The following is an 18,198-nucleotide window of genomic DNA, read 5'->3' as shown; positions in this document are numbered from 1 at the left end:
GTGGCTCCGCTGAGCCGGCGACGTCGGCGAGTCTCATCGCGAAAGCTACGCACGCGGCTCCAGGAGCCGACGGGAATCCTTCCAGGGCAGCGCCCCTGGCTTCGTCTCCATGGAGTTTCACTTGAGCACCGGGCTTGCGGACACCCGCCCTCCCGCGCCCGCCGAGGCTCCGCCGCGGCGCCGTAGACGGCGTTGGCTGTGGTGGGTCGTGTCGATCGTGATGACGCTGGTACTCGTCATCGTCGGCGTCGTGGTGGCGGTCTACGTGAAGCTGAGCGGCAACGTCAAGCACATCGACGTGACCGCCGACGATCTCGGCGCGACCCGCCCGCCCAAGGCCCCCACCACCGCGTTCAACGTGCTGATCGTCGGTTCCGACCAACGGGACGGTAAGAACGCCAAGTACGGGCACCACATAGACGGCGAGCGCACCGACACCATCATGCTCGCCCACCTGTCGTCCAAGCGCGACAACGCGATGGTGATCAGCTTTCCGCGTGATTCCCTGGTCCCGTTGCCCGCCTGTCGCGCGAAGGGCAAGCTGCCGGGCCAGCGGCCGCACCTCGGCATGATCAACGAATCCTTCAACAGCGGTGGCATCGGATGCACCTGGAAGACGATCGAAACGCTCACCGGCATCCGGATCGACCATTTCGTCAAGGTCGACTTCACCGGATTCAAAGGCATGGTGAACGCGGTCGGCGGCGTCGAGGTCTGCCTGCCCGAACCGATCAATGACAGAAAGGCACTGCTGCGCCTGCCCGCCGGCCGCCAGACCCTCAAAGGAGAGCAGGCCCTGGGCTACGTGCGCGCTCGCTACAGCCTGGGCGACGGCTCCGACATCGGCCGCATCCAGCGGCAGCAGATGTTCATCGCCTCGATGATCAAGAAGGTGATGAGCGGCGAGACGCTCACCGACCCCGCCCGCCTGCTGGGCTTTCTCGACGCGGCGACCAAGTCCGTGACCACCGATCCCGAGCTCACCCCCGGAGTCATGAAGGACCTGGCCGACAGCGTCCAGGGATTGGCGGCAGGGCAGATCCGGTTCGTCACCACGCCATGGCGCTACTCCCTCAGTCACCCTGGCCGCGTCGAGTGGGTTCAGCCGCAGGCGCGAACCCTGTTCCGCGTCGTGGCAGGGGATAAGACCCTCGCGGGAGCGGGTGTCAAGGGCGGCCAGACCAAGGTGCCTCGCTCCAAGGTCCAGATCGAGGTGCGCAACGGCACCTACCGCAGCGGCCTGGCGATTCAGGTCGCCGCCGCCTTGGAGCAGCGGGGCTACCACGTTACCAAGATCGGTGACGCCGCGCACAAGCCCTCCCCCAACACCACCATCCTGTACTCGCCGAAGGGAGCCTCCCGCGTGCCGACCCTCACCGAGGATCTGCCCACCGCCACGACGAAACTCGTCCCGAACGCCGACACCTCACGGCTGGTGGTGACGCTCGGAGACGACTGGAAGGGATTCAAGGCCGAGCGGCCTGAAGACTCGGAGGCCCTGCGAGGCATCGACGCCCGCCATGACTCCTGTGCGACGTGACCCGACCTGGAATGCCGGCCTGGCTTCTTCGGTGAGCCCGGGCGGTCGGGCCGGGCGGATCGCCGCCATGCAGTGGTCGCTGACGGAGGACGAACGCGGGGAGACCGGATCCCCTTGAGGGAACTTCGCCGCCCTGTAGGTCCGTTTTAGCTATACCTATCCCCCAAGGAGCCCCTCTGTCGTGGATGGCTACTGGTTTCAGCTTGTCCTCGTCATCGTCCTGGTCATCATCAACGCGATCTTCGCGGGGAGCGAGCTCGCCCTGATCTCACTGCGTGAGGGGCAGCTTCGCCGGCTGGAACAGAAAGGCGCGGGCGGACGAGCCCTGGTGCGCCTGGCCCGCGATCCGAGCCAGTTCCTGGCCACCATCCAGCTCGTCATCACCTTGTCCGGATTCCTGGCGTCGGCCACCGCCGCGGTGACCTTGTCCGAACCTCTGGTACCTCTACTCGGCTTTCTGGGCGCCGCCGCCGACCCGGTGGCGATCGTGCTCGTCACGATCGCGCTGACCTTCCTGACGCTGGTGTTCGGCGAACTGGCGCCCAAGCGGGTGGCGATGCAGCGTGCCGAGACGTGGGCACTGGTGGTGGCCCGGCCACTGAGCCTGATCGCCACCGTGTCGCGGCCGGTGGTGTGGGCCCTGGCCAAGTCCACCGACCTCGCGGTGCGGCTGATGGGCGGCGACCCGAGCCGGCACAGGGAGGAGATCAGCTCGGACGAGATCCGTGAACTGGTCGCCGCCCACCGCGGCTTCACCCCCGAGCAGCGCCTGATCATCTCCGGCGCGGTCGAGATCAGCGAGCGGGTTCTGCGTAAGGTTCTCGTCCCACGGCGCGATGTCTTCACCCTGGACGCCGAGGCCCCGACGGCGCACGCGGCCCGCCTCCTGGCCGCTTCGGGACACTCGCGCGCCCCGGTCGTCCGCGACGGCACCCTGGAAGGGGCCGTGGGGATCGCCCACTTACGTGACCTGCTCACCGATGAGTCCGGGCGCACCGCCGCGGCGGTGGCGCGCCCGCCGCTGCTGCTGCCCGACAGCCTGCCGGTCTCCGACGCGTTGCGTCGCTTCAAGGGCGAACGCCAGCAGTTCGCCCTCGTCATCGACGAGTACGGCGCCGTCGACGGCATCGTCACCCTGGAAGACCTGCTGGAGGAGGTCGTCGGGGAGATCTACGACGAGACCGACGACGATGTGATGGAAGTTCACCGCGAGGCCGACGGCAGCATGCTGCTGCCCGGCGCATTCCCCATGCACGACCTGCCCGACCTCGACGTGCACCTGGAAGACCGCCCCGACGGCGACTACACGACCGTCGCGGGCCTGGTGCTGGCATTGCTCGGGCGCGTTCCCACCGCGCCCGGCGAACGCGTCGCCCTGGGAGGCTGGCAGATGACGGTCGTCGCCATCGACCGCCACGCCATCACCCGGATCCGCTTCCAACCCCCCCAGACCACCCCGGCGGCGCCGGAGCCGCACGTCAGCCGCTGAGTAGTCCGTACCGCCTTCGCCGTACGTTTCCGGCGAGCGACCGCGCGGTTCGCCGCGTACGGTTGGAACGTGGAGGCGAGAAGCCGGATGCTCTCACCTCGCGGGCAGTTCCTCCAGTTCCTCAGCGCGAGCAGACCATGCCGGGAAAGCGAGGAGAATCGCACACGATCGACACGTCGATTACGATCCGCGCCACTCCTGCGCAGGTCTGGGCGATCCTCACCGACTTCGGCGCGTACGAGAGCTGGAATCCGTTCATCCTGCGCGCCCGGGGCGAGGCGGTCGTGGGCGGCACGGTCGCGCTACACATCCCTATTCGCGGCTTTTCATGGCGCACCTCAGCCCTTTTACTAGGCGAGGCGTAAGCGGCTATTTGGGCGGCGCTCCGGGAATTGACACTATTGCACCGCTATGGCCGGATGACCAAGGTGACCGATCTGAATCACCCATCACACCCGTCCTCCGAGGGTTACCATCACCGTAATCGCCGGATGGTGGACCGCAGTGAATTCGTCATCGGCTTTCCTTGCGGCACCGATCCGGCGAGCGGCACATGGTACACAATCGAATATGCAGCCCATATCAGCAAACCTCGGCTGATCCTCCCCATATAAGACGAGGAGGGCTGAACTCCAGAATGGCCGAATCCGCACGGCAAGCCGCTGCTCGCACTCTTCGCATCCGCGAGCCGCGTAGACCGCAGTGAGGAGAAGACGATGCCCCCTCAGCCGTTGACCGACGACCAGATCGTCATCCAGCTTGGCGGCCTGCCTGGATGGAAGCGTGACGGCCACACCATCACGCGGACGTTCAAGCACTCCTACCACGAGTGCGTGCACCTGGCGATGTACATCGCCGCCAAGGCGCGCGAGATCGGTCACCATCCCGACATCCACATCACCTGGCAGCGGATCCAGTTCGCGATCACCACGCATGACTCCGGAGGCAGGCTGACGGCCAAGGATTTCGACCTCGCGCGCCACATCGACGCGATCGCCACCGGCCACGGCGCCAGCCCGGCCTGAGAGCGAGGACGCCACAGAGACGCGAGGTTTCTCTGGGAGCGGTGGGGTGGGCGGCGTGGGGGACGAGATCCCGTATATTCTGGACACCTTGCCGTTGCCAGACCGATACTCGGGACATGAGTTCGACGCACCCGCCTGTGCGCGCCTCCGACGGGGATCGCGAACGCGCGATCAGTGATCTTCGCGATCATGCCGTCGAGGGGAAGATCTCACACGACACCTTCCTCGGACGGGTCGATCAGGCGCTGCGCGCCCGCAGTCGTGTCGAGCTGACCGATCTGGTGTCCGATCTGCCTCCACGCGGCAAATGGCGGCGCAGGCTGACGGACGCGGTGTCCGCGTTCTCGGAGCTGACGACCCGGGTGGAGAACGCCTGGCGGCGTCCGCGGCTGCCCCGGCTCGCGCTGCCCGTGGACAGCCGGGTGCGGTACGTCGTCGGCCGCGGCTCGGAGTGCGATCTGATCCTCACCGATCTCACCGTCTCGCGCGTGCACGCCGAGCTGCGCCGCGAGAGCGAGGACTGGCTGCTGGTCGACCTCGGCTCGCTCAACGGAACCCGGCTGAACGGCTGGCGTCTGGTCGGCCCGGCCCGGGTGCGCATCGGCGACGAGATCTCGTTCGGCGAGTGCGCGTTCATGGTCTCGTCTCCCGTGGCCTGACCCGCGCGCACGGGGCCTGCCGTCGCCCGGCCCACCGGCGAGCCTTCCACGGCGTCCCGCGCCGGCCCAGGGGCGGCCCGCGCGGTTCCGGGACGGCGGCCCGGTGATCTCTGTACCGTTCGGGGGTACAGGGGATTGTGGCGTCGTGGATACGTAGGTTTCCGTATTGTCCGGCGGCGCCGGTGTTGTCGATGATCCCCCAAGGCCGAGCCCCTGGAGGCACCCCCATGCGCAGACACCGAAAAGTCACCACGTTTCTGGCCGCCGCCGCGCTGGCCGCGACGTTGACCCAGGCGACCGGCGGCGGGGCGAGCGCCGCGGACCCGGCTCCCGGCGTGACCGACCTCGTCCAGGATCTCGACCAGATCCTCAGCGCGCCGTTCCTCGGCGTGGCGCGGGCGGGCGTCGTCGTCAGGAGCGCCGCGACCGGCGAGCAGCTCTACGCGCAGGACGCCGGCAAGGTCTTCGCCCCGGCGTCCAACACCAAGCTGCTGACCTCCGCCGCCGCCGTGGACGGCCTCGGTCTCGATTACCGCTTCACCACGACCGTGCTGAGCTCCGGCCGCCGCGCCGGGTCCGCGCTGGCCGGCGATCTGTACCTCAAGGGCACCGGCGACCCGACCTTGCTCGCCGCCGACTACGACGCGCTCGCCGCGAAGGTGGCGGACGCGGGGATCAAGCTGGTCACGGGCAAGCTGGTCGCGGACGACACCTGGTTCGACGACGTGCGGCTCGGCACCGACTGGGCGCAGGACGACGAGCCGTACTACTACTCGGCGCAGATCTCGGCGCTCACCGCTTCACCGAACACCGACTACGACGCCGGTTCGTTGATCGTCTCGGTGGCCCCGGGAAGCGCGCAGGGCTCCGCCGCCAAGGTGAGCACCACGCCCGCGACCGATCACGTCACGATCGAGAACCACGCCACCACGGGCGCCTCGACCGACGTCACGGTCACCCGCGTGCACGGCACGAACCGGATCGTGGTCACCGGCACGGTGGCGAACACCTACCAGGAGTGGATCGCCGTCGACGACCCCACCGGGTACGCGGCGTCGCTGTTCCGGGCGGCGCTGGCCGAGCACGGCGTGCGCGTCCTCGGGAAGACCGTCCGGGGGGCGACGCCGGGGACGGCGGCGAGCGTGGCGGAGCGCGAGTCGATGCCGCTGCGCGAGCTGCTCGTTCCGTTCATGAAGCTCAGCAACAACATGCACGCCGAGATCCTCGTCAAGGCCCTCGGCCGCAAGGTGTCCGGCCAGGGCACGTGGGACGCGGGGCTGGCGGCCGTCACCGCGTTCGCGAAGGCCAACGGGATGGCGAACGTGCGGCTGCGCGACGGCTCGGGCCTGTCGCGGGTGGACGCCGTCGCGCCGGGCGAGCTGACGGCGTTCCTGATCGCGCTGCGCGCCAAGCCGTGGTACCAGACCTGGTACCAGGCGCTGCCGATCGCGGGCAACTCCGACCGGTTCACGGGCGGCACGCTGCGCAGCCGCATGGCCGGGACTCCGGCGGCGAACAACGTGCACGCCAAGACCGGCTCGCTGACGTCGGTGAGCGGGCTGTCGGGGTACGTGACCAGCGCGGACGGCGAGCCGCTGGTGTTCTCGATCCTGTCCAACCAGTACCTGACCGGCAACCCGAAGAGCGCGATCGAGGACGCGATCGCCGTGCGGCTGGCGCGGTTCAAGCGCGACACCCCGGTGAACACGGCCGTCCCGCTGCGGACCGCGCCGGACGCGGGCGAGGATCGCGGGCTGGAGTGCTCCTGGCTCAAGCCCGCCCAGTGCTGACCTGGGCGGCCTGACACGAACTCCTGGACGCGCGGAGGCCGGTCCCCTCACATGGAGCACATGGAGGGGACCGGCCTCGGCGGGATCACTTCTCCTTGAGCCAGCTCATCATCGGGCGGAGCTTGGCGCCGGTCTTCTCGATCGGGTGCTCGGCGAGCTCCTCGCGGTACTTGCGGAAGTTGCCCTGGCCGCCGTCGAACTCCTCGACCAGCTCGCGGGCGAAGGCGCCGGACTGCACCTCGCCGAGGATGCGCTGCATCTCCTTCTTGGTCTCGCTGGTGACCACGCGCGGCCCGCGCGAGTAGCCGCCGTACTCGGCGGTGTCGGAGACCGACCAGTACATCTTGGAGATGCCGCCCTCGTACATGAGGTCGACGATCAGCTTCATCTCGTGCAGGCACTCGAAGTAGGCGACCTCGGGCTGGTAGCCCGCCTCGACGAGGGTCTCGAAGCCGGTCTTGATCAGCTCGGACACGCCGCCGCACAGCACGGCCTGCTCGCCGAACAGGTCGGTCTCGGTCTCCTCGGTGAAGGTGGTCTTCAGCGCGCCGGCGCGGGTGCCGCCGATGCCCTTGGCGTACGACAGCACGAGCGGCCAGGCGTTGCCGGTGGCGTCGCGCTCGACGGCGACGAGCACCGGGACGCCGCGCCCGGCGGTGAACTGGCGGCGGACGAGGTGGCCGGGGCCCTTGGGGGCCACCATGGCGACGTCCACGCCCTCGGGGGCCTCGATCAGGCCGTAGCGGATGTTGAGGCCGTGGCCGAAGAACAGCGCGTCGCCCTCGACGAGGTTCGGCGCGACGTGCTCGGCGTACAGGTGGCGCTGGATGTGGTCCGGCGCGAGGATCATGATGAGGTCGGCCTCTTCGGCCGCCTCCCCCGGCGTGACGACGCGCAGGCCGTCGTTCTCGGCCTTCTCGCGGCTCTTGGAGCCCTCCGGGAGGCCGACGCGGACGTCCACGCCCGAGTCGCGCAGCGACAGCGCGTGGGCGTGACCCTGGCTGCCGTATCCGAGGACGGCCACGTGCCGGCCCTGGATGATCGACAGGTCGGCGTCGTCGTCGTAGAAGATCTCAGTCACTTGCTTGTGCCTTTCGTGGGTTCGTACGGCTCACGCGCTGCGGTCCAGGGCCCGGAGCGAGCGGTCGGTGATGGAACGGGCGCCGCGGCCGATGGCCACCATGCCCGACTGGACGAGCTCCTTGATGCCGAACGGCTCCAGCACCCGGATGAAGGCGTCGAGCTTGTCGGGCGTGCCGGTGACCTCGATGGTCACGGCGTCGGTGGCGACGTCCACGCAGCGCGCGCGGAAGAGGTTGACGAGCTCCAGTACGTGCGAGCGGGTCTCGGAGTCGGCCCTGACCTTGATCAGGGTGAGCTCGCGCTGCACGGACTGGGTGGGGTCCAGCTCGACGATCTTGATCACGTTGACCAGCTTGTTGAGCTGCTTGGTGACCTGCTCCAGCGGCAGCTCGGCGACGTTCACGACGATGGTCATACGCGACACGTCGTCGTGTTCGGTCGGCCCGACCGCGAGCGAGTCGATGTTGAAACCCCGCCTGCTGAACAGCGCGGCGACCCGGGCCAGCACGCCCGGCTTGTTCTCCACGAGAACCGACAGCGTGTGGCGGCTCATGCATTCCCTCCCGCGAAACCGGTCAGTCGTTGGCGGCGTGCGCGGACCCGGGGCCCGGTCACACGTCCTCCTCGTTGTCCCACACGGGAGCCATGTCCCGCGCGATCTTGATCTCGTCGTTGCCGGTACCGGCGGCGACCATGGGCCAGACCATGGCGTCCTTGTGGACGACGAAGTCGACGACCACCGGCACGTCGTTGATCTCCATGGCCTTGCGGATCGTCGCCTCGACGTCCTCGGGGCGCTCGCACCGCAGCCCGACACAACCGTACGCCTCCGCCAGCTTGACGAAGTCGGGGATGCGGCGGACCGACTGCAGGTCGGTGTTGGAGTAGCGCTCGTTGTAGAAGAGCGTCTGCCACTGCCGGACCATGCCGAGGTTACCGTTGTTGATGATCGCGATCTTGATCGGCACGCCTTCGAGCGTGCAGGTGGCGAGCTCCTGGTTGGTCATCTGGAAGCAGCCGTCGCCGTCGATCGCCCAGACCACGGCGTCGGGCCGGCCCATCTTGGCGCCCATGGCCGCGGGGACCGCGAAGCCCATCGTGCCCGCGCCGCCGGAGTTGATGAACGTGCCCGGCTGCTCGTAGGTGACGAACTGCGAGGCCCACATCTGGTGCTGGCCGACGCCCGCCACGTAGAAGGCGTCCGGGCCGACGATCTCGCTGAGCCGCTTGATGACGTATTGCGGGGCCAGCGAGCCGTCGCCGGGGTCGTCATACCCGAGCGGGTAGGTCTCCTTGTAGCCGTTCAGGACGGTCCACCAGGCGGTGTAGTCGCCGACGTGGCCCTCGGCCTGCTCGTGCTTGACGGCGGCGACCAGATCGGTGAGCACCTCCCGGCAGTCGCCAACGATCGGCACGTCGGCGTGGCGGTTCTTGGAGATCTCGGCCGGGTCGATGTCGGCGTGGATGACCTTGGCGTGCGGGGCGAAGGTGTCCAGCCTGCCGGTCACGCGGTCGTCGAAGCGGGTGCCGAGCGCGATGAGCAGATCGCTGCGCTGGAGGGCGCCCACGGCGGCGACCGTGCCGTGCATGCCGGGCATGCCGAGGTGCAGCGGGTGGCTGTCGGGGAAGGTGCCCCGGGCCATCAGCGTGGTGATGACCGGGATGCCGGTCAGCTCGGCGAGCTCGGCGAGCTCGGCGGAAGCGCGGGCCTTGTGAACGCCACCGCCGACGTACAGCACCGGACGCCTGGCCTCGGACATCAGCCGCGCCGCCTCCCGGATCTGCTTGGAGTGCGGCCGGGTGACCGGGCGGTAGCCGGGCAGGCGCATCGTGGGCGGCCAGGAGAACGGGGCCTTGGCCTGGAGGGCGTCCCTGGCGATGTCGACCAGGACGGGCCCCGGGCGGCCGGTCGAGGCGATGTGGAAGGCCTCGGCGATGATGCGCGGGATGTCGGCGACGTCGGTGACCAGGAAGTTGTGCTTGGTGATCGGCATGGTGATGCCGCAGATGTCCGCCTCCTGGAACGCGTCGGTGCCGATGAGCGGCGACGCGACCTGGCCGGTGATGGCGACGATCGGCACGGAGTCCATGTAGGCGTCGGCGATGGCGGTCACGAGGTTGGTGGCGCCGGGGCCGCTGGTGGCCATGCACACCCCGACCTTGCCGGTCGCCTGCGCGTACCCCTCGGCCGCGTGGCCGGCGCCCTGCTCGTGCCGTACGAGGACGTGCCTGACCTTGGTGGAGTCGTAAAGCGGGTCGTAGGCGGGCAGGATGGCGCCGCCGGGGATCCCGAACACCGTGTCGACCCCGACGTGCTCCAAGGCCCGGACGAGGGCCTGCGCACCTGTCAATTCTTCGGTCATCGGCTCGTTTCCTTGCGTGGCTGAGCTGTGTGTGGCCATAAAAAATGCCCCGCCCGCCGGGAGGGCGGTGCTGGGGCTGCGCGCAGGCTGGGGACTCTTCGTCAGCGACCCGCGCGCCGGCGAATTACTACGCCATCGAGCCGAGCCCGCAGGCCGGCAATCTGGTCCCCAGTGATACGCATGCCGCAACGATAGCCCCTGACACAACCGACGTGTCAAATCCCCGGACACAAGTCTCACGATATGGGATCTCGGACCTATGGCCGCACCTCTGGCACGGCGTGTTCGGGGCGCTGTGCCTATGGCCTCGCTCCGCTCGGCGGTTCGGGGCGCCCCGGAGGCGGCGTTCTTCCGTCGTCACTCGGAAGGGGCTCGTCCCGGCCCTCCTCCTCCAGAACACCGCCGCGCCCGAACAGCCTATGGCCACGTCTCCAGCACGGCGTGTTCAGGGCGCCTTCAGGCGGTGTTCTGCAGGGGAGTGCAGTTCGTGCGCATCAGGGAGTCGACGCCGCGGGCCGCCATCGGGCGGGCCACCAGGTAGCCCTGGCCGCGCGTGCAGCCCATCTCGCGCAGGAGCTCCAGCTGCTCGGGGCGTTCGATGCCCTCGGCCACGACGGTCAGCCCGAGATCGTGCCCGAGCCGGACGATCGTACGCGTGAGCAGGGCGAGCGTCTCGTCGCACCCGAGGCCGGACACGAACGACGGATCGATCTTGATCATGTCGACGGGAAGCTGGCGGAGCAGCGCGAGCGAGGCGTAGCCGGTGCCGAAGTCGTCGATGGCCAGGCGCACGCCGAGCGCCCGCAGGGACGACAGGCGGGCGATGACCTCCTCGGCGTCCTCGACCAGCATCTCTTCGATCACCTCGAGGGTGAGCGCGCTCGCGGGCAGCCCGCTCTCGGCCAGCGCCGCCTCGACCGTCTCGACGAACCGGGGCGCGGTGATCTGGCGGCTGGACAGGTTGAGCGACAGCCCGATGTCCCAGGACGAGGCCCGCCACGCGGCCACCTCCCGGCACGCCTCGCGCAGGATCCACTCGCCGAGGGGGACGATCAGCCCGGTGTCCTCGGCGGCGCCGAGGAACTGCTGCGGCGGGACGAACGTGCCGCCCGACCACCAGCGCACCAACGCCTCCACGGCGGTCACCCGGGACGTCGCCAGGTCCACGACCGGCTGGTACTCGACCGCGAACTGCTCGGCCAGCAGCGCCCGCTGGAGGTCGGCGGCGAGCTCCAGGCGGCGTACGACGTCGGCGTGCATGTGGGCGGCGAACACCTCGACCCGGCGCCCGCCGAGCTCCTTGGCGCGGGTCATCGCGACGTCGGCGTTGCGGATCAGATCGCCCGCCGGGACGCCGTCCTCGGCGAACGCCACGCCGACGCTCGCCGTCAGTGCGATGTCGCGGTCGGCCACGCGGAACGGCTCGGAGGACACCGCGCGCACCAGGCGCTCGGCGAGGTCTATGGCGGACTGCCCCTCGGCGCCCCCGCCCGAGCCGCCGGACTCCAGCAGCACCGCGAACTCGTCGCCGCCCCAGCGGGCGAGCGTGTCGTCGGAGTTGACGGCGGCGCGCAGCCTGCGGGCGGCCTGGCTCAGCAGGTAGTCGCCGCTGGCGTGGCCCACGGAGTCGTTCACGCCGGTGAACCCGTCCAGGTCCATGAACACCACGGCCATGCGGGCGGCGCCCCGGCGCGCGAGCAGTTCGCGGGTGCGCTCCTCGAAGTAGGCGCGGTTGGGCAGGCCGGTGACGCCGTCGTGGAAGGTCAGGTGGGCGACCTGGTTGCGGAGGGCGACCTGGTCGCTGACGTCGCGCGTGGAGATCAGGACGAGGTCCTCGCCCTCGCGCGGGTGGCGGGTCGCGACGGACTCGGCGGGCCGCCAGGTGCCGTCCGCCGCGCGCACCCGGCAGGAGACCCGGCAGGCCCCCACGCGGTCGGGGGAGGATTCGTCCTCGGTGGTCATGGTCCGCAGGGCGGCCTGGAGGGCGGGTACGTCCTCGGAGTGGACGTACCCGAAGACCGCCTGGCCGACAAGCTCCTGGGGGCTGTAGCCGTACAGGGCCTCCACGCCGGAGCCCATCTCCTGGATCACCCCGTCGCGGTCCAAGACCAGGACGATGTCGCCGACGTTCTCGGCGAGCTGGATCAGCCGCCGCTCGCCGGTCTCCAGGGTGGTGCGCATGCTGGTCGTCGACAGGTCCAGGAAGAAGACCTTGACCAGCAGCACGAGCATGATCGAACCGCCCGCGACGGGCAGCACCGGCGTCAGCGGCGGGGCCCATCCGGCGACCATGCGCACCGCCACGACGACGGTGGCGACGGCGACCAGGGCCAGCGGCGCGCCGTCCACCACGACGGCCGCGGCGGGGCCGGCCGGGCGGGCGCGGGTGCGGGTGGACCACGGCGTGGCCGCGAGCAGCAGCAACGCCACCGGGGCCAGCATGCCCACGACGAGCGGAGGCCCGTCCGAGGCCGTGGCCCGCCCGATGGACGTGGCGAACTCGCCGACCGTGATCGTGGCCAGTACGGCCAGCGCCGCCAGCCCGGCGCGGCGCTCGGCCGAGCGGGCGGCCAGCACGGCGGGCGCCACCGCGCACGTCGCGAGCAGGCACAGCACGGGCGAGGCCAGCGAGGTCGGCTCGTCCGCCTTGGCGTAGACCGGGGCGAGCAGCAGGACCCAGCAGATCGTGAACAGCGACGCCGCGCTGAGATAGGCCCCGGCTACGTACTGGAGCAGGTAGCTGCCGTACGCGGGCCTGCGGGCGGTGCGGCCCGTGCCGAAGGCGAGCAGCAGGGTGCCCACGAGCAACAGCACGTCGGCGAAGGTCAGCACGAAGGGTGTGCCGTCGGCCAGCGGCCGGACGCCGACCCCCGCCACCCAGGTGACCGCCCCGAAGGACAGCCAGCGCAGGGAGGAGGACCGCCGCCGCGAGCGGCGCGCGGCACGCACGGAGGCGACGAACAGCGAGATCGCGGCGATCAGGCCCGCGACGACCCCGGCCACCGCGGTGACGACCACGGAGGACCCGTTGACCAGGAGGGCCGCCGCGAGCGCCACCGCGCCGAGACCGGCGGCGGCGCTCAGCGGGACCCTCGGGTCACGCAGGCCGTTCAACGTCGTCGCCCATGCGGCTCATCCCTGTCACGTGGCAAGTGTCGCGCCCGAGCGGCGGCGCGGGAGGCGGCAACCGCGAGGTCGTCACCGTTCCGATAACCACCATGCCACCCCGCAACAACTGGGCCCGCAACAACCGGGCCGGGCGCGCGATGAGACTCACCGTACGCAGCAGAGGTCACGAGGCAGCTACGGTCTGGGTTTGCTTTCCTATCGGTCCGAGTCAGGACGCGCTGTCAACGCTCAGTACAAGCCTGTGATGAGGTTCTTCAGCGGTTCCCCGGACAAGTATCTCAGCATCTGAGACCGCATGAGCCGGCGCAGGCGGCGGATCGAGGCGGGGGTGCTCCCGGCGACGTGCGGGGTGACGAACAGGCCCGGCGCCGTCCACAACGGGTGGTCCTTCGGCAGGGGCTCGGGGTCGGTGACGTCCAGCGCCGCCCGCAGCCGCCCCGATCGTAGCTCGGCCAGGAGCGCGCCGGTGTCCACCACCGGACCCCTGGCCGCGTTGACCAGAACGGCGCCGTCCTTCATCGCGGCGAGGAACCGGGCGTCCACAAGTGCCGCGGTCCCCTTGGTGGACGGCACGAGCAGGACCACCACGTCGGCCTCGGGCAGCAGGCGGGGAAGCTCGTCCTGACCGTGCACGCCCTCGCGGGCCGTCCTCGCCACGCGGACGACGTCCACCTCGAAGCCGTCCAGGCGGCGCTCCAGGGCCTCGCCGATAGCGCCGTACCCGACGATCAGGACCGTGGAGTCGGCGAGCACGCCGGTGTGGCGGTAGGTCCACTCGCCGCGCTCCTGGGCCGCGGCGAAGGCGGGGAACTCGCGCAGGACCGCGATCATGGCGCCCACGACCCACTCGGCGGTGCCCGCGTCGTGCACACCGCGGGCGTTGCACAGCACCACCCCGTCCGGCAGGTGCCCGAGGTACGCGTCCACGCCGGCCGTGACGGTCTGCAGCAGGCGCAGGCCGGTCATGCGGCGCAGAAGGCCCGGCAGGCCCGGCGGCGGGATCAGCGAGGGGATCCAGACCTCGACCTCCTCGGCGCCCTCGGGAGGCTCCCCTGTGCCGTCGAAGATGACGCACTCGACGTCGGGCAGGTCGGTCAGAACCTCCGCGACGGCCTGCGAAGGCACCCAAATCTTCATGACCGTCAACCCTAACGACGGTCTCGCGGTGCCCGGAACCTGGCGGCCGGGGCAGGAGTATTGAATCCACGGAGGAGGTCACATGACGAACCGATCGTTCCACCCCGGCCCCCGGCGGGGCGCGGCCACGGCGTCCACCGGAGCGCTCGCCAGGGTGCCCACCGGAGTGCTCGTCAGGGTGCTCGCCGGGGTTACGGCCGTGGCCCTGGCGGCCGGGTGCTCGGCGGGACATCCCGGACGCGCGGACGGCGCCGAGCCCACCGCGGGGGCGGGCTCCCGGCACGCCTCGCCGCCGGACATCGCGCCCGAGCGCACCCCCGGGACGCCCCGGACGCTCGCGGCAAACCTCGCGGTGCCGTGGGCGATCGCGTTCCTGCCCGGCGGCGACGCGCTGGTCACCGAGCGGGACTCCGCGCGACTGCTGCGCGTCACCCCCTCCGGCCGGGTCTCCCAGGTGGGCGTGATCGAGGGCGTCGACCCGGGCGGCGAGGGAGGCCTGCTCGGCGTGGCCGTCTCGCCCACGTTCGCGCGGGACCACTACGTCTTCGTCTACTTCACGGCCGCGAGCACCAACCACATCGTGCGGTACCGGTACGACACGGCCCTGTCCGACCCGGTGAAGATCCTCGACGGCATCCCCAAGGGCCGCATCCACAACGGGGGCCGCCTCGCGTTCGGCCCCGACGGCTACCTGTACGCCTCCACGGGCGAGACGGGCGACCCTTCCCTGTCCCAGGCCCTCGGCTCGCTGGGGGGCAAGATCCTGCGCATGACCATGGACGGCAGACCCGCGCCCGGCAACCCGTTCGACAACGTGATCTGGAGCTACGGCCACCGCAACGTGCAGGGCATGGCCTGGGACCCCGCGGGCCGCATGTACGCCACCGAGTTCGGCCAGAACGCCTTCGACGAGGTCAACCGGATCGAGAAGGGCCACAACTACGGCTGGCCGAAGGTCGAGGGCTTCGGCGGCGGCGGCGCCTACACCGATCCCCTGCTCACCTGGACCCCGGCCGAAGCCTCGCCGTCGGGCATGGCGTACGCGGGCGGGTCGCTGTGGGTGGCGGCGCTGCGCGGGCAGCGGCTCTGGCAGATCCCGCTCACCTCGGACGGCAAGGTCGGCAAGCCGATCGCGCGGTACAGGGGCGAGTACGGGCGGCTGCGGGCGGTGGCGGCGTCGCCGGACGGCAAGGCGCTGTACGTGAGCACGAGCAACAAGGACGGACGGGGGTCGCCGAAGGACGACGACGATCGCGTCCTGGTCGTGCCGCTGCAGTAAAGGGACTAGAATCAGGACACGAAAGAACCCGTGAAAGGGGCACCGGCATCGGTGCCCTTATCCACGGCCGTTCCCGCTGTGGCCGCTCTGGGTGCCGTTTCTGGCCGCTGGTGCCGTGAGCATGGCGCTCTGGCTCCCACGGCTGTTCCCATGGCCGTTCTGGTTGCCGTTCGTGTACCGGTTGGGGGAGCCGTTCTTGTTCTGGCCGCCCTTGTTCTGGCCGCCGTTGTTCTGGCCGGAGCCATCTAATCGCTTGTTCCCGTTCGGTACGTCCGACATGGGCTCTGGGGCCTGATCGCCGGTCGGATTATCCGGTTTCGAGCGATGTAATGGTGTCGGATCGGGCGTCGGCGCGATGTCGGGCTTCGCGTCCGGCCGGCGCCGGGGGCCGCTCCCTTCCGCGCCCAGCGATCCGCCGTCCTGGCAGACCACCTTGCGCTGCGGCTCGTACGTGACGGTCGCCGGCTTGTCCCGCCGGACGACCTCGCCGTCCTTGGAGAACACGCGGGTCACCGTCACCGTGAACCCGGGCCCGCCGCCCATCGGGAGGCAACGCGGGTCGTCGTCGGTGACCGTCTCCGGCTGGGTGACGGCGGTCCGCTCGGAGGTCTCGGCCTCGATCTTGTCGTAGGTCCTCGTGCTCCACAGGTTCACCGTCACCGACGTGCCGGTGGAGGCGGTGGTGATCAGCACGCCGTGCTCGGTGCCGTTCTTCCACCGCAGATCCTGGTCGGGGTACTCGACCGCCGCGTCCCGCCCCGGCGGATAGCGCACGACGTGGAAGGTGTGCGTCGTGTGCTCGACATCGTCCATGCCGGCGAAGTAGGCCGCGTTGTACATGGTCGTCGCGAACTGCGAGACTCCCCCGCCCATGGCGATGACGAGGTGGTCGTCCTCGATGGCCTGGGCGGCGATGAACCCCCGCGCGACGGTCGGCGCGCCGATGGCTTCGTTGAGCGAGAACGTGTCCCCCGGCCTCACCACGAGGCCGTCCACGAGGCGGGCCGCCCGCTGGATGTTGGTCACCCGCGCGGCGCAGCACGAAAAGGAGGTGGTGAACTCGCCGACCTTCTCCTTCACGCCGAGCTTGAGCGCCTCGGCGTCGGTGAGCGATGGCCGGGTGATCGCGAGCGACACCGGGATCGTCCTGCTGCCGCCCTGGTCGATCAGCCTGGTCAGGGCGCTGGTCAGCTCGGCGTCGTCGATGCCCCTGCCCGCGCGGGCGGGCACGAGCTTCGGCGCGCCGTTCTCGATCACGAACCTGGCCGCCCTCGGCGCCTGGGTGACCCCGACGAGCCCGGCCTCCACGCCGCCGACCGCCTTACGCGCGTCGAACTTCGGCTCGACCATGCCGTTCTGCTGGGGCTCGAAGACGAGGTTCGCGGCGATGACCGCCGGGGAGAGGACGGCCCGCTGGGAGCCGTTCGTCAGGGTGATCGGCCCGGACACCGCGCGGCGGGCGTCGTCGAGGAACCCCGCGAACGCCTCCTGGCTCGCCTTCGGGCGGACGGTCACGACCGTGAGCGTGGCGGCGGAGGAGGCGGGGCCGTTGACGAAGGCCCGCCTGATCGCCTCCTCGGTGGCCTGCCGGTCGAGCGCGACGCCCTCGCGCGGGGGGATGACGCGCGGCCTGGTGCCCTCATAGACGATGCGCCCCTCACGCGCCGGGCGGTCGATCGTCTTGGCGATCTTGCGTACGCGCTGGGCGAGCTTGACGTGGTTCGTCGAGATCTTGAGCGGGAGCTCCTGCTCGCCGGTGAAGGCCTGCAAGACGTCGGCGGGGGCCGGGAAGCCCGTCTCCGCCTCGGCGACCGTCGACTGGGCGTCGATGGCCAGACCGACCTCGGCGGGCTTGAACTTGTCCAGGGGACGGCCGCGCAGCAGGAGCGAGAGATCCTGCTGGTCGTTGCCGTCGAAGCGCGCGTGGACGCGGTCGAGCGCCTCGGTCTCGGTCAGGCCGCCGATCTCGACGCCGGCGACGTGGGTGCCGGGCAGCACCTTGCCCCACATGAACGTCGCGGGGACGACGTAGGCGAACAGGAACAGCAGGGCGAGGCCGCCGGCGACGACCAGGAAGCGCCGCAACCTGCTCTTCCCGGGGGGAGGCTCCGGGACCATGATGATCGACGGCTGGCCGTCCGGATCGTCCATACTCCACCGCACCCGCGCGGTGCCGGTCATCGGCCACGGCTGGGCGGGCGGGGACGGCGGGGGCAGCGTGCCGGGCTGGCCGGATGACGGACCTGGCGTGGCGGCGGGCTTGGGCGGCGGCGCGGGAGGGATCAACATCTCGGGCGACACACCGGGCGGCAGGGGCGTCACGCCCCGCGGCAGCTTCTTCTTGGGCGGGGTCGCGCCGGGCGTCGGGTCCGCGGGGGCCTTCCGGTCGGCGGGCAGGGCGACGGGAGTTTCCGGTCGCACCGCCGCGAAAGGGTCCGGCGGCGGGTCGATGGACGCTCCGGCGTTCCGCACGCCCCCGTCTCCTCCCGCTCTCCGTACCGGTTCCCCCGCCTCACCCTAAACCACGGGCACTCGCAAATTCTTCTACATCAGCGGATGAATCCAGCCCCACGCGCGGCCGATTGGGGGGTGAAAGAAATATCCAGTCAGAAAGAATCGCACCCCGCGGTCGAGACGGTGACGGGCCCCGCGAGCACATCGCGGGACCCGTGACCCCTCCGGACCTGGGACGGGACGGCCGGGG

14 protein-coding genes are annotated in these 18,198 nt (G+C 70.4%); 8 read left to right on the top strand and 6 right to left on the bottom strand.

Features of this window, described 5'->3' with window-relative positions:
* Nucleotides 1–121: 121 nt before the first annotated feature.
* From AB0H21_RS04905 to dacB, 7 genes are all read left to right on the top strand, one after another.
* A complete protein-coding gene (locus AB0H21_RS04905) occupies nt 122–1,540 on the top strand; it encodes an LCP family protein (protein WP_358511822.1) in 1,419 nt (472 codons plus the stop codon).
* A gap of 181 nt (nt 1,541–1,721) precedes the next feature.
* Nucleotides 1,722–3,029, top strand: coding sequence for a hemolysin family protein (locus AB0H21_RS04900; RefSeq protein WP_358511819.1), 1,308 nt, complete (start codon nt 1,722–1,724; stop codon nt 3,027–3,029).
* 137 nt (nt 3,030–3,166) lie between these two features.
* Nucleotides 3,167–3,394, top strand: coding sequence for an SRPBCC family protein (locus tag AB0H21_RS04895; RefSeq protein ID WP_358511816.1), 228 nt, complete (start codon nt 3,167–3,169; stop codon nt 3,392–3,394).
* Between the two features lie 54 nt (nt 3,395–3,448).
* Entirely contained in the window at nt 3,449–3,643 is a 195-nt protein-coding gene (locus AB0H21_RS04890; protein WP_358511814.1) for a hypothetical protein, read from the top strand.
* A 102-nt stretch (nt 3,644–3,745) separates the two neighbouring features.
* Entirely contained in the window at nt 3,746–4,054 is a 309-nt protein-coding gene (locus tag AB0H21_RS04885; protein WP_358511811.1) for a 4a-hydroxytetrahydrobiopterin dehydratase, read from the top strand.
* A 116-nt stretch (nt 4,055–4,170) separates the two neighbouring features.
* Nucleotides 4,171–4,713, top strand: a complete 543-nt coding sequence (locus AB0H21_RS04880) for a DUF1707 and FHA domain-containing protein (RefSeq protein ID WP_358511808.1) — start codon at nt 4,171–4,173, stop codon at nt 4,711–4,713.
* Between the two features lie 227 nt (nt 4,714–4,940).
* The gene (dacB, locus tag AB0H21_RS04875) at nt 4,941–6,503 is read left to right on the top strand and encodes a D-alanyl-D-alanine carboxypeptidase/D-alanyl-D-alanine-endopeptidase (RefSeq protein WP_358511805.1); all 1,563 of its coding nucleotides are present in this window, start codon (nt 4,941–4,943) and stop codon (nt 6,501–6,503) included.
* 85 nt (nt 6,504–6,588) lie between these two features.
* Here dacB and ilvC read toward each other — a convergent pair whose 3' ends face one another.
* The 5 genes from ilvC to AB0H21_RS04850 all read right to left on the bottom strand — a co-directional run bounded on the left by ilvC (nt 6,589) and on the right by AB0H21_RS04850 (nt 14,215).
* Nucleotides 6,589–7,575, bottom strand: a complete 987-nt coding sequence (gene ilvC, locus AB0H21_RS04870; RefSeq protein ID WP_358513011.1) for a ketol-acid reductoisomerase — start codon at nt 7,573–7,575, stop codon at nt 6,589–6,591.
* Nucleotides 7,576–7,614: 39 nt separating this feature from the next.
* Nucleotides 7,615–8,139 (bottom strand): acetolactate synthase small subunit, encoded by a 525-nt coding sequence (gene ilvN / locus AB0H21_RS04865; protein ID WP_358511802.1) that lies wholly within the window; start codon nt 8,137–8,139, stop codon nt 7,615–7,617.
* A gap of 58 nt (nt 8,140–8,197) precedes the next feature.
* Nucleotides 8,198–9,988, bottom strand: coding sequence for an acetolactate synthase large subunit (locus AB0H21_RS04860; protein ID WP_358511799.1), 1,791 nt, complete (start codon nt 9,986–9,988; stop codon nt 8,198–8,200).
* Nucleotides 9,989–10,405: 417 nt separating this feature from the next.
* On the bottom strand, nt 10,406–13,063 hold the full coding sequence (locus AB0H21_RS04855; protein ID WP_358511796.1) for an EAL domain-containing protein: 2,658 nt from the start codon (nt 13,061–13,063) through the stop codon (nt 10,406–10,408).
* 243 nt (nt 13,064–13,306) lie between these two features.
* Nucleotides 13,307–14,215, bottom strand: a complete 909-nt coding sequence (locus AB0H21_RS04850; protein WP_358511793.1) for a 2-hydroxyacid dehydrogenase — start codon at nt 14,213–14,215, stop codon at nt 13,307–13,309.
* Between the two features lie 82 nt (nt 14,216–14,297).
* Here AB0H21_RS04850 and AB0H21_RS04845 point away from each other — a divergent pair, with 82 nt between their 5' ends.
* Complete coding sequence (locus AB0H21_RS04845) at nt 14,298–15,494, top strand: PQQ-dependent sugar dehydrogenase (RefSeq protein ID WP_358511790.1); 1,197 nt, start codon at nt 14,298–14,300, stop codon at nt 15,492–15,494.
* A gap of 57 nt (nt 15,495–15,551) precedes the next feature.
* Here AB0H21_RS04845 and AB0H21_RS04840 read toward each other — a convergent pair whose 3' ends face one another.
* A complete protein-coding gene (locus AB0H21_RS04840; protein ID WP_358511787.1) occupies nt 15,552–17,966 on the bottom strand; it encodes a VanW family protein in 2,415 nt (804 codons plus the stop codon).
* Nucleotides 17,967–18,198: the final 232 nt, after the last annotated feature.

Source organism: Sphaerisporangium sp. NPDC051011 (assembly GCF_040653595.1).
Classification (GTDB): Bacteria; Actinomycetota; Actinomycetes; order Streptosporangiales; family Streptosporangiaceae; genus Sphaerisporangium.
The sequence above is the reverse complement of the archived record's forward strand: the minus strand, read 5'-3'. Positions and strand labels throughout refer to the sequence as shown.